This is a genomic window from Franconibacter pulveris (assembly GCF_056780215.1).
In genome coordinates this window covers 442,766-455,030 of sequence record NZ_CM165555.1, presented here as the reverse complement: position 1 = coordinate 455,030, position 12,265 = coordinate 442,766, and the positions used below count along the sequence as shown (strand labels likewise).

At 58.1% G+C, this 12,265-nt stretch carries 11 protein-coding genes and 1 tRNA gene; 8 read left to right on the top strand and 4 right to left on the bottom strand.

All coding sequences use genetic code 11. The features are described 5' to 3' along the window. Positions 1 to 21: 21 nt before the first annotated feature. Positions 22 to 97, bottom strand: a tRNA-Gly gene (locus tag ACU4F7_RS02220). A gap of 166 nt (positions 98 to 263) precedes the next feature. After that, positions 264 to 809: an oligoribonuclease gene (orn, locus tag ACU4F7_RS02215; RefSeq protein WP_481637943.1), complete on the bottom strand. Its 546-nt coding sequence runs from the start codon at positions 807 to 809 to the stop codon at positions 264 to 266. Positions 810 to 920: 111 nt separating this feature from the next. On the opposite strand from orn, the gene rsgA reads away from it, so the two are divergent. The 3 genes from rsgA (at position 921) to mscM (ending at position 6,405) form a co-directional block, all read left to right on the top strand. After that, positions 921 to 1,976 carry a small ribosomal subunit biogenesis GTPase RsgA gene (rsgA, locus tag ACU4F7_RS02210; protein WP_029591421.1) on the top strand — a complete coding sequence of 352 codons (1,056 nt, stop codon included), beginning with the start codon at positions 921 to 923 and terminating at the stop codon, positions 1,974 to 1,976. Positions 1,977 to 2,082: 106 nt separating this feature from the next. Next, positions 2,083 to 3,045 (top strand): archaetidylserine decarboxylase, encoded by a 963-nt coding sequence (gene asd, locus ACU4F7_RS02205; RefSeq protein WP_029591422.1) that lies wholly within the window; start codon positions 2,083 to 2,085, stop codon positions 3,043 to 3,045. 24 nt (positions 3,046 to 3,069) lie between these two features. Beyond that, positions 3,070 to 6,405 (top strand): miniconductance mechanosensitive channel MscM, encoded by a 3,336-nt coding sequence (mscM, locus tag ACU4F7_RS02200; protein WP_029591423.1) that lies wholly within the window; start codon positions 3,070 to 3,072, stop codon positions 6,403 to 6,405. Between the two features lie 131 nt (positions 6,406 to 6,536). Here mscM and epmA read toward each other — a convergent pair whose 3' ends face one another. Next, on the bottom strand, positions 6,537 to 7,514 hold the full coding sequence (gene epmA / locus ACU4F7_RS02195; protein ID WP_029591424.1) for an elongation factor P--(R)-beta-lysine ligase: 978 nt from the start codon (positions 7,512 to 7,514) through the stop codon (positions 6,537 to 6,539). Between the two features lie 295 nt (positions 7,515 to 7,809). Between epmA and frdA the strand changes: the two genes are divergently transcribed. The 5 genes from frdA to ACU4F7_RS02170 all read left to right on the top strand — a co-directional run bounded on the left by frdA (position 7,810) and on the right by ACU4F7_RS02170 (position 11,781). Continuing rightward, positions 7,810 to 9,600, top strand: a complete 1,791-nt coding sequence (gene frdA / locus ACU4F7_RS02190) for a fumarate reductase (quinol) flavoprotein subunit (protein ID WP_481637942.1) — start codon at positions 7,810 to 7,812, stop codon at positions 9,598 to 9,600. Then, positions 9,593 to 10,327, top strand: coding sequence for a succinate dehydrogenase/fumarate reductase iron-sulfur subunit (locus tag ACU4F7_RS02185; protein WP_481637941.1), 735 nt, complete (start codon positions 9,593 to 9,595; stop codon positions 10,325 to 10,327). The genes frdA and ACU4F7_RS02185 overlap by 8 nt, the downstream gene beginning before the upstream one ends. A 10-nt stretch (positions 10,328 to 10,337) precedes the next feature. Continuing rightward, on the top strand, positions 10,338 to 10,733 hold the full coding sequence (gene frdC, locus ACU4F7_RS02180; protein WP_481637940.1) for a fumarate reductase subunit FrdC: 396 nt from the start codon (positions 10,338 to 10,340) through the stop codon (positions 10,731 to 10,733). Between the two features lie 10 nt (positions 10,734 to 10,743). Then, on the top strand, positions 10,744 to 11,103 hold the full coding sequence (gene frdD / locus ACU4F7_RS02175) for a fumarate reductase subunit FrdD (protein WP_029591428.1): 360 nt from the start codon (positions 10,744 to 10,746) through the stop codon (positions 11,101 to 11,103). Between the two features lie 144 nt (positions 11,104 to 11,247). Next, the gene (locus ACU4F7_RS02170) at positions 11,248 to 11,781 is read left to right on the top strand and encodes a lipocalin family protein (protein WP_481637939.1); all 534 of its coding nucleotides are present in this window, start codon (positions 11,248 to 11,250) and stop codon (positions 11,779 to 11,781) included. On the opposite strand, the gene sugE is transcribed toward ACU4F7_RS02170, so the two are convergent. Next, positions 11,778 to 12,095, bottom strand: a complete 318-nt coding sequence (sugE, locus tag ACU4F7_RS02165; RefSeq protein WP_024560641.1) for a quaternary ammonium compound efflux SMR transporter SugE — start codon at positions 12,093 to 12,095, stop codon at positions 11,778 to 11,780. The genes ACU4F7_RS02170 and sugE overlap by 4 nt on opposite strands. Between the last annotated feature and the right edge of the window lie 170 nt (positions 12,096 to 12,265).

Genomic DNA, 12,265 nt, shown 5'->3' with positions numbered 1-12,265 from the left:
GCCTTTCGGCGTTTCAAATTTTGGAGCGGGAAACGAGACTCGAACTCGCGACCCCGACCTTGGCAAGGTCGTGCTCTACCAACTGAGCTATTCCCGCTCTGCGTGTTTCACATTTCTGTGTCGTCACGGGAGGCGCATTATACGAGAAATGATTTTCGCCGCAACCCCTTAAACGAATTTTTTCGCGTTTTTTGTTTGAATGCCGATTAATTCGCCAGAGCGGTGATTTTATCGGCAAGAGAGGGGTAAAACCCCTCCCCCGGTCACAGCTTGATAAAATGTTCGCGGTAGTAAGCGAGTTCCGCGACCGATTCACGGATATCATCCAGCGCCTGGTGCGTGTTCTGCTTCTTAAAGCCGTCGAGAATGGCCGGCTTCCAGCGGCGCGCCAGTTCTTTCACCGTGCTGACGTCCAGATAACGGTAATGGAAATAGGCTTCCAGTTCCGGCATGTATTTAAACAGGAAGCGGCGGTCCTGGCCGATACTGTTGCCGCAGATAGGGGATTTGCCTGCCGGCACCCACTCTTTCAGAAAGGCGATAGTCGCCAGCTCCGCTTCGCGATCGCCCATCGCGCTCGCCTTTACACGATCAACCAGGCCGCTGGCGGTATGGGTGCGCACGTTCCAGTCGTCCATCAGCGCCAGCTGTTCGTCTGACTGATGCACCGCAATCACCGGACCCTGCGCCAGAATATTTAAATCCACGTCGGTCACCAGGGTGGCGATTTCGATAATGCGATCGCGCTCCGGATCGAGCCCGGTCATCTCCAGATCGATCCAAATCAGATTGTTTTCATTTCCACTCATGCTATTTTCCACCCTTCTCGCGTCACCCCACGGTGACTCTCAGTTAATTCGTATAAAATAGCGTGTATCATAGAGGTTTTGCCCATCACGGGCGACCAGGAGCCAGGGCGATTGAGTAAAAATAAACTCTCCAAAGGTCAGCAGCGCCGCGTAAAGGCCAATCATCAGCGTCGACTTAAGCAGTCGACGGAAAAGGCCGATTACGATGACAACCTGTTTGGCGAGCCGCGCGAAGGCACGGTCATCAGCCGGTTTGGCATGCATGCGGACGTGGAGTCGGCAGACGGCGCCGTGCACCGCTGCAACATCCGCCGCACTATCCGTTCGCTGGTAACAGGCGATCGCGTGGTGTGGCGCCCGGCGAAAGAAGCCACCGAAGGGGTGACCATCAACGGCATCGTGGAAGCGGTGCATGAGCGCACCTCGGTACTGACGCGCCCGGATTATTACGATGGCGTGAAGCCCGTCGCCGCCAATATCGACCAGATAGTCATCGTCTCCGCCATTTTACCGGAGCTGTCGCTGAACATTATCGACCGCTACCTGGTGGCTTGCGAAACCCTGGAGATTGAACCCCTTATCGTGCTTAACAAAATCGATCTGCTGGATGAAGAAGGCATGAATTTTGTTAATGAACAGATGGATATCTACCGCGGCATTGGTTATCGCGTGCTGCTGGTCTCAAGCCATGCTGAGCGCGGGCTGGAAGCGCTGGAGCAGGCGCTTATCGGCCGCATCAGCATTTTCGCCGGCCAGTCCGGCGTTGGCAAATCGAGTCTGCTGAACGCCCTGCTGGGGCTCAAAGAGGATGAAATCCTCACTAACGATGTCTCGGACGTCTCCGGCCTCGGCCAACACACCACGACGGCAGCCCGCCTTTATCACTTCCCGCACGGCGGCGATGTGATTGACTCCCCAGGCGTGCGCGAATTCGGTCTCTGGCACCTTGAGCCGGAACAAATCACCCACGGTTTTGTCGAATTTCACGACTATTTAGGCACTTGCAAATACCGCGATTGCCGCCACGATAACGATCCAGGTTGCGCCATTCGCGCGGCGGTGGAGCGCGGCGAAATCGCTGAAAGCCGTTTCGACAACTATCACCGTATTCTGGAAAGTATGGCGCAGGTAAAAACGCGTAAAAGCTTTTCTGAAACCGACGACTGACAATTAAGCTGGGCGTCGCTAAAATCGCCCCTTTTTTTCTGCGATGCCCGCTCCGCCGCGCGCGGAACGGGCCAGGACTGGCAAAATACTTAGCCTGGAGGCTACCTTGCTAAACGACATCAAACTTTCGCTTCAATACCTTCTGCCGAAACTGTGGCTCACTCGCCTGGCGGGCTGGGGCGCAAGTAAGCGTGCCGGCTGGCTGACCAAACTGGTTATCGACCTGTTTGTGAAATATTACAAGGTCAACATGAAAGAGGCGCAGAAGCCGGATACCGCCAGCTACCGCACCTTTAATGAATTCTTTGTTCGCCCGCTGCGCGACGACGTGCGTCCGGTGAATACCGATCCGAACGTGCTGGTGATGCCGGCCGATGGCGTGATTAGCCAGTTAGGGCGCATCGAAAACGACAAAATTCTGCAGGCGAAAGGCCATAATTACAGCCTGGAAGCGCTGCTGGCGGGCAATTACATTATGGCGGACCTGTTCCGCAACGGCGCTTTCGCCACCACGTATCTCTCGCCGCGCGACTACCACCGCGTCCACATGCCGTGCAACGGTATCCTGCGCGAGATGATCTACGTGCCGGGCGATCTCTTCTCCGTTAACCATCTGACGGCGCAGAACGTGCCCAACCTGTTTGCCCGCAACGAGCGCGTTATCTGCCTGTTCGATACCGAATTCGGGCCGATGGCGCAAATTCTGGTCGGCGCGACTATCGTCGGCAGCATTGAAACCGTCTGGGCGGGCACTATCACGCCGCCGCGCGAAGGCGTTATTAAGCGCTGGACCTGGCCGGAAGGCGAGAGCGAAGGCGCCGTGGCGCTGCTGAAGGGCCAGGAGATGGGCCGCTTCAAGCTTGGCTCTACGGTTATCAACCTGTTCGCGCCGGGCAAAGTCGAGCTGGTAGAACATCTGCAAAGCCTGTCGGTGACCCGTCTTGGCGAACCGCTGGCGGTCTCCACCGAAGCCGTGGCCGCAGATACTGCGCCTGCCATTATCCCGGCGCAGGAAGTTCAGGCCGAGCGCGAAGCCAATCCGCTGGTCGACGACAAAGAAGAAGGTTAACCGCACAACCAAAGGTAGACTGACGTGCGCCTGATTATCACTGTACTGATGGCCTGGTGCCTCAGCCTGGGGGCGTACGCCGCGACAGCCCCCGATGCAAAACAGATAGCCCAGGAACTGGAGCAGGCGAAGGCTGCTAAAGATCAGCCGAACCAGCCGGAAACGGTAGAGACGCTCCAGTCCGCCCTCAACGCGCTTGAGGAGCGTAAAGCCTCCCTTGAGCGCGCCCGGCAGTATCAGGAAGTTATCGATAATTTCCCTAAACTATCGCAAACGCTGCGCCAGCAGCTCGGTAGCCTGCGCGACGAGCCCAAAAGCGTGCCTGCGGGCCTGACTACCGACGCGCTCAATCAGGAGATTGTGCAAGTCAGCAGCCAGTTGCTGGATAAAAGCCGCCAGGCGCAACAGGAGCAGGACCGCGCCCGGGAAATCGCCGACTCATTAAGCCAACTGCCCCAACAGCAGACTGACGCTCGTCGCCAGTTGAATGAAGTGGAACGCCGCGCCGGCGGCCAGAACGGGGCCAGCGGTCCGCTCGCCCAGGCGCAGAGCCTCGCCGTCCAGGCGGAATCGGCGCGGCTGAAGGCGCTGGTGGATGAACTGGAACTGGCGCAGCTCTCCGCCAGCAATCGTCAGGAGCTTTCGCGCCTGCGCGCGGAACTCGCGCAAAAGCAGGCAGAGCAGTTGGACGCGTATCTTCAGGCGCTGCGCAATCATCTCAACAGCCAGCGGCAGAAAGAGGCGGAACAGGCGCTGGAGAGCACCGAGATGCTCGCTGAAAACAGCGCCAATCTGCCGCCAGAGATCCTCCAGCAGTTTAAAGTCAACCGTGAACTCTCGCAGGCGTTGAACCAGCAGGCGCAGCGCATGGATCTCGTCGCCTCGCAGCAGCGCCAGGCCACCGGACAAACCCTGCAGGTGCGCCAGGCTTTAACCACGCTTCGCGAGCAGTCGCAATGGTTAGGCGTTTCCAACGTGCTTGGCGAAGCGCTGCGCGCGCAGGTAGCGCGTTTGCCGGAAATGCCTAAACCGCAGCAGCTTGATACCGAAATGGCCCAGCTTCGCGTTCATCGCATGCGCTATGAGGATTTGCTGAATAAACAGCCTCAGTTGCGCCAGATCCGTCAGGCGGACGGGCAGCGGCTGACCGCCGAGCAGAACCGTATCCTTGAGGCGCAGTTGCGCACCCAGCGCGAATTGCTCAACTCGCTGCTTCAGGGCGGCGATACGCTGTTGCTGGAATTGACCAAGCTGAAAGTCTCCAACAGCCAGCTTGAGGATGCGCTTAAAGAGGTGAACGAAGCGACGCACCGCTATCTCTTCTGGACCTCGGACGTTAGCCCGCTCACGTTCGCCTGGCCGCTGGAAATCGTGCAGGATCTGCGCCGCCTGATTTCGCTCGACACCTTCGGCCAGCTTGGCAAAGCCGCCATCATGATGGTGACCAGCAAGGAGACGCTGTTGCCGCTTTTCGGCGCGCTGCTGCTGGTAGGCTTTAGCATTAGCTCACGCCGCCATTTTACCGCCTTCCTTGAGCGCTCCAGCGCGAAGGTGGGCAAAGTGACGCAGGACCACTTCCGCCTGACGCTGCGCACCGTTTTCTGGTCAGTGCTGGTGGCGTCGCCGCTGCCGGTGCTATGGGCGACGCTTGGCTACGGCTTGCGGGAGGCCTGGCCTTACCCTATCGCCGTGGCGGTCGGGGATGGCGTCACGGCGACGGTTCCGCTGCTGTGGGTGGTGATGATTTGCGCCGCCTTCGCCCGCTCCAACGGCCTGTTCATCGTCCACTTCGGCTGGCCGCGCAACCGCGTGGCGAGAGCAATGCGCTATTACCTGATGAGCATCGGCTTCATTGTGCCGCTTATCATGGCGCTTATCATGTTTGATAACCTCAACGACCGGGAGTTTTCCGGCTCGCTTGGGCGACTGTGCTTTGTGCTGATTTGCGGCGCGCTGGCGATAGTCACGCTAAGCCTCAAGCGCGCGGGCATTCCGCTTTATCTTGATAAAGAGGGCAACGGCGATAACTGGGTAAACCGCCTGCTATGGAACCTGATGCTGTGCGCGCCGCTTACCGCTATCCTCGCGGCGGCGGTGGGCTACCTGGCGACGGCGCAGGCGTTGCTGGCGCGTCTGGAAACGTCGGTCGCCATCTGGTTCTTACTGTTAGTGGTCTATCACATTATCCGCCGCTGGATGCTTATTCAGCGCCGCCGTCTGGCGTTTGATCGCGCCAAGCAGCGCCGTGCGGAGATCCTCGCCCAGCGCGCCCGCGGCGAAGAAGAGCCGGTCCAGTCGCACAGCACGGAAGGGGCGGCGGAAGTGGAAGTGGCGGAGATCGATCTCGATACCATCAGCGCCCAGTCGCTGCGGCTGGTGCGCTCGATCCTGACGCTTATCGCCCTGCTCTCGGTCATCGTGCTGTGGTCGGAAATTCATTCAGCGTTTGGCTTCCTCGAGAACATCACGCTGTGGGACGTGACCTCCACGGTGAAAGGGGTGGAAAGCCTGGAGCCGATAACGCTCGGCGCGGTGCTTATCGCCATTCTGGTGTTTATCGTCACGACGCAACTGGTGCGTAACCTGCCTGCGCTGCTGGAGCTGGCGCTGCTGCAACACCTTGAACTGACGCCCGGCACCGGTTACGCCATTACCACTATCACCAAATACTTGCTGATGCTGTTCGGCGGGCTGGTCGGCTTCTCGATGATTGGCATCGAGTGGTCGAAACTGCAGTGGCTGGTGGCGGCGCTCGGCGTAGGGCTGGGTTTCGGCCTGCAGGAGATTTTCGCCAATTTTATCTCCGGCCTGATTATTCTCTTTGAAAAGCCAATCCGCATTGGCGATACGGTGACCATTCGCGATTTAACCGGCAGCGTGACGCGCATTAACACCCGCGCCACCACCATCAGCGACTGGGACCGCAAAGAGATCATCGTGCCGAACAAGGCGTTTATCACTGAACAGTTCATCAACTGGTCGCTCTCCGACTCGGTTACCCGCGTGGTGCTGACGGTGCCCGCGCCGGTGGACGCCAACAGCGAAGAGGTAACGCAGTTGCTATACCGGGCCGCGGAGAAGTGCAGCTATGTGATAGACAACCCGCCGCCGGAAGTCTTCCTGGTGGATCTGCAACAGGGCATTCAGCTGTTTGAACTGCGCATCCACGCGGCGGAGATGGGCCACCGCATGCCGCTGCGCCACGAAATCCATCAGCTGATTTTGCAAGGTTTCCGCGAACATGGCATCGACCTGCCCTTCCCGCCTTTCCAGATGCGTCTTGAAAGCCTGGACGGCAGGCGCACCGCGCGAACCTTCACCTCCGCCGGGAAAACCACCCGCGCGCCGGGAAGCCTGTAATAAAAAAGGGAGCCAGATGGCTCCCTTTTTTTTCGGGCGAATCGACAGGCGAAAAGAGTATGCGTGGGCGTCGTTAATAGCGCTGGAACGCGCTACTTGCGATGCATATTCCCCTCAGCGTTAAGCGCGTATCAGGCCCGGTCCACCGTAAAAGCAATCACCTCAGACAGGCTTTCCGCGCCCAGCGCCAGCATAATCAGGCGGTCAACGCCCAGCGCCACGCCGGAACAGTCCGGCAAGCCCGCTTCCAGCGCGCCCAGCAGGTTATAATCCACCGGTTGCTGTTCCAGTCCGCGCGCTGCGCGCTTGCGGTTATCCTGCTCGAAACGCTGGCGCTGCTCGCGCGCGTCGGTCAGCTCGTGGAAACCGTTCGCCAGCTCAATGCCTTTAAAGTAAACCTCGAAACGCTCCGCCACGCGGTGGTCTTCCGTGCTGATCTGCGCCAGCGCCGCCTGGCTTGCCGGGAAATGGTAGATAAAGGCCGGACGCTCTTTACCGATGTGCGGCTCCACGCCCATGGTGAACAGCAACTGCAGCAGCGTATCGCGATCCTCTTCCGTATCGGCGATGTTGCTTAAATCGAGCCTCGCCGCCGCTTCCCGCAGTTGGGTTTTATCCGCCGACAGCGGGTCGATTTCAAGGTGGCGTAAAAATGCCTGCTGATAAGAGAGGCTTTCCGCTGGCTGGCACTCCAGCACCTGCTGCAGCAGGTCATCCACCTCATTCATCAGGCGGTACATATCATAGTGCGGACGATACCACTCCAGCATGGTGAATTCCGGGTTGTGGTGACGCCCCATCTCTTCATTGCGAAAGCTGCGGCAAAGCTGGAACACCGGGCCGCAGCCCGCCGCCAGCAAGCGCTTCATGTGGTATTCCGGGCTGGTCATCAGATAGAGATCGAGCCCCTGCGAATGGCCAGGGCCCACGAAGCGAGTTTTGAACGGGAAAAGGTGAATATCTGTCACCGTCGCCTGGCTCATGCAGGGGGTTTCCACCTCCAGAACGCAGCGATCCGCAAAAAAACGGCGGATCTCCGCCATAATCGCGGCGCGTTTCAACAGGTTGGGGATGGATGCGCTCGGCTGCCAGCTGGCCGTCTCGCTCATGGTGCTTTTCTCCTAAGACAAACAAGGGCACGAAGTCTACTCGTAACCACGCCACGAGACAAATTTTGCGCAATAGCGGCTTGCGCTTCGCCCTGGGATGGGGCTGAGCCGGATGATAAAAGCCTGCCAGAACGGCAAAAAAATCGATCGGGTCAAATTTCCTTATGATTGGCGCGGTTATACTCGGTTACCCACAAAGGAGCAGGGGAATCGTTTCGCAGCGGCGTCAGCGTGTCATTTTTACTCCCCCTGGGCAGTAACGCGTTGCGAAAAAACCAAAATCTGGAGGAATGTCGTGCAAATCTTTCAAGCCGATCTTGCCGTGATAGGCGCCGGTGGAGCGGGACTTCGTACTGCCATAGCCGCAGCGCAAGCCAATCCCAACGCGAAAATCGCTTTGATTTCTAAAGTTTATCCTATGCGCAGCCACACCGTCGCCGCTGAAGGCGGATCGGCGGCAGTCGCCCAGGATCATGACAGTTTCGATTACCATTTCCACGATACTGTTGCTGGCGGCGACTGGCTCTGCGAGCAGGATGTCGTTGACTACTTCGTACATCACTGCCCGACGGAGATGACCCAACTGGAGCTGTGGGGCTGCCCCTGGAGCCGCCGCCCGGACGGGTCGGTGAATGTGCGCCGCTTCGGCGGCATGAAGATTGAGCGTACCTGGTTCGCCGCGGATAAAACCGGCTTCCATATGCTCCACACCCTCTTCCAGACCTCCCTACAATTCCCGCAAATTCAGCGCTTCGACGAACATTTCGTACTCGACCTGCTGGTTGATGACGGCCAGGCGCGCGGCCTGGTGGCGATGAACATGATGGAAGGCCAGCTTGTGCAAATCCGCGCCAACGCGGTGGTGCTGGCCACGGGCGGCGCGGGCCGCGTCTATCGCTACAACACCAACGGCGGCATCGTTACCGGCGACGGGATGGGCATGGCGCTGGCGCATGGCGTACCGCTGCGCGACATGGAATTTGTGCAGTACCACCCCACCGGGCTGCCCGGCTCCGGCATCCTGATGACCGAAGGGTGTCGCGGCGAAGGCGGCATTCTGGTGAATAAAGATGGCTATCGCTACCTGCAGGATTACGGCATGGGCCCGGAAACGCCGCTTGGCGAGCCGAAGAACAAATATATGGAGCTCGGCCCGCGCGATAAAGTCTCGCAGGCTTTCTGGCACGAATGGCGCAAGGGCAATACCATCGCCACGCCGCGCGGCGATGTGGTTTATCTCGATCTGCGCCATCTCGGCGAGAAAAAACTGCTGGAGCGGCTGCCGTTTATCTGCGAGCTGGCGAAAGCCTATGTCGGCGTCGACCCGGTAAAAGAACCGATTCCGGTGCGTCCGACGGCTCATTACACCATGGGCGGCATCGAAACCAATCAGCAGTGCGAAACCCGCATCAAGGGGCTGTTTGCCGTAGGGGAATGTTCAAGCGTCGGGCTGCACGGCGCCAACCGCCTTGGCTCTAATTCGCTGGCGGAGCTGGTGGTGTTTGGCCGCCTCGCAGGCGAGCAGGCGATGGCCCGGGCGAACGAAGCGCAACCGGCGAACGAGGCGGCGCTTAGCGCGCAGGCCGCCGACGTTGAAGCACGTCTGAAAGCGTTGGTTAATCAGCAGGGCAATGAAAGCTGGGCGAAAATCCGCGATGAGATGGGCCTTTCCATGGAAGAAGGCTGCGGCATTTATCGCACGCCAGAGCTAATGCAGAAAACCATCGACAAGCTTGCCGAACTGCAGGAGCGCTTTAAGCGCGTTCGCATTACCGACACCTCCAGCGTTTTCAATACCGATCTGCTCTACACCATTGAGTTGGGTCATGGCCTTAATGTCGCCGAATGCATGGCGCACTCCGCCATGGCGCGTAAAGAGTCTCGCGGCGCGCACCAGCGCCTTGATGAAGGTTGTACTGAACGCGATGACGTCAACTTCCTGAAACATACCCTCGCCTTCCGCGATGCAGACGGTTCTACCCGTCTCGACTACAGCGACGTGAAAATCACGACGCTGCCGCCAGCGAAACGCGTTTATGGGGCGGAAGCGGAAGCGGCCGAGAAGAAGGAGCAGGCGAATGGCTGAGATGAAAAACCTGAAAATAGAAGTGGCGCGCTATAACCCAGAAACCGATAGCGCCCCGCACAGCGCGTTTTACGAGGTGCCCTGGGATGAGCAAACGTCATTGCTGGACGCATTAGGCTACATCAAAGATAACCTGGCGGCGGACTTAAGCTATCGTTGGTCGTGCCGCATGGCGATTTGCGGCTCCTGCGGCATGATGGTCAACAACGTGCCGAAGCTTGCCTGCAAAACGTTCCTGCGCGACTACCCGGACGGCATGAAGGTCGAGGCGCTGGCGAACTTCCCTATAGAGCGCGATTTGGTGGTCGATATGACCCACTTTATCGAAAGCCTCGAAGCGATTAAGCCTTATATCATCGGCAACCCGCGCACGCCGGAGCAAGGCCCAAACATCCAGACCCCAGCGCAGATGGCGAAGTATCACCAGTTCTCAGGCTGCATCAACTGCGGCCTGTGCTACGCCGCCTGCCCGCAGTTCGGCCTGAACCCGGAGTTTATCGGCCCGGCGGCCATTACGCTTGCCCATCGCTATAACCTCGACAACCGCGATCGCGGCAAAAAGGCGCGCATGGCGCAACTGAACGGCCAGAACGGCGTCTGGAGCTGCACCTTCGTCGGCTTCTGCTCAGAAGTGTGCCCGAAACATGTCGACCCGGCCGCCGCCATTCAGCAAGGCAAAGTGGAAAGTTCCAAAGACTTCCTGATTGCCACCCTGAAACCTCGCTAAGGAGCGCTCAATGACGACTAAACGTAAACCTTATGTGCGGACCATGACGCCCACCTGGTGGCAAAAGCTGGGTTTTTATCGCTTTTATATGCTGCGGGAAGGCACGTCGATTCCCACCGTCTGGTTCAGCATTGTGCTGATTTACGGCCTGTTCGCCGTGAAAAACGGCCCGGAGTCCTGGGCGTCGTTTGTCGGTTTCTTGCAAAACCCGATTGTGGTGATTTTAAACCTGATAACGCTCGCGGCAGCGCTGCTGCATACCAAAACCTGGTTCGAACTGGCGCCTAAAGCGGCCAATATTATTGTTAAAGACGAAAAGATGGGTCCGGAGCCGGTAATAAAAGGGTTATGGGCGGTAGCCGCCGTCGTGACCGTTGTGGTTCTGTTTGTCGCCCTGTTCTGGTAAGGAGAAAGCCGTGATAAATTCCAACCCGAAACGTTCCGACGAGCCGGTCTTCTGGGGACTGTTTGGCGCAGGCGGCATGTGGGGCGCCCTTTTCGCGCCGGTTATCGTGCTGCTGGTCGGCATCCTGCTGCCGCTCGGCCTCTATCCGGGCGAGGCGTTAAGTTATGAGCGCGTGCTGACGTTCGCCCAGAGTTTTATCGGCCGTCTGTTTATCTTCCTGATGATTGTTCTGCCGCTGTGGTGCGGATTACACCGCATCCATCACGGCATGCACGACCTGAAAATCCACGTGCCGAGCGGCAAATGGGTGTTCTACGGTCTTGCCGCTATTCTGACGGTAGTTACGCTGATTGGCGTGATAACTCTCTGACAAGCTCTTAGCAAAAAAGCCTGCCGATCGGCGGGCTTTTTTTATGCGCGGCGTCATCCTTTTCGTCTCTCTTCGCCGCCGCAGCCATAAGCAAAAACTTCCCGCCCCTTCTACACTTAGCAAAAAGGTCAAAAGGAATGCGTTATGAGACTTCTGCCCATCGTTACTACCGCCGCCGTTGCGTTTCTGGTCGTCGCCTGTAGTACCCCGACGCCTCCCCGCGGCGTTACCGTTGTCGAAAACTTTAACTCCACCCGCTATCTTGGAAGATGGTATGAGATCGCCCGTTTTGATCACCGCTTTGAACGAGGGCTTGAACAGGTCACCGCAACCTACAGCCTGCGCGAAGATGGCGGCCTGAATGTTGTCAACCGCGGCTATAACGTTGAGCGCGGCATGTGGCAAGAAACTGACGGCCGAGCCTACTTTACCGGCAGCCCTCATCGCGCCGCGCTGAAAGTTTCGTTTTTTGGTCCCTTTTATGGCGGCTATAACGTGATCGCGCTGGATAAAGATTACCAGCATGCGCTGGTATGCGGGCCGAATCGCGACTATCTGTGGATACTTTCCCGAACGCCGACCATCAGCCCGCAGGTAAAACAGCAAATGCTGGATGCCGCGACCCGGCAGGGTTTTGCCGTGGAGAAATTGCTGTGGATAAAACAGAAACCGGTTTAATGCGTACTGAATTTTAGCCCTACAATTCCCACGACTATCAGCGCGAGGCTCGCGATACGGGCGAGGCTCGCCGATTCCCCTAACAGTACGATGCCGGCGATGGCGGCGCCAACCGCGCCAATCCCTGTCCAGACCGCGTAAGCGGTGCCAGTAGGCAACGTTTTCATAGCAAATGACAGCAAAACAATGCTGATAATCATCGAGGCGATGGTAATCAGGCTCGGCAGCAGCCGGGTAAAACCGTGCGTGTATTTCAGGCCGACAGCCCAGACCACTTCAAGCAGACCAGCGATAAGAAGAATAAGCCAGGACATAAAGATGACTCCCGTTCGTGCTGGGGTCGTCCCCGATCCATAAGACGCGCTTACGGGTCGTCCCGTAAGGCCAGTTGAAAAACGTATAGATGATCCCTCTGCCAGCGCAGAAAAGCAACCCGCCCGACTGAATTTCACTTAAGAACAAGATTTTAGATAAGAAACGCGTT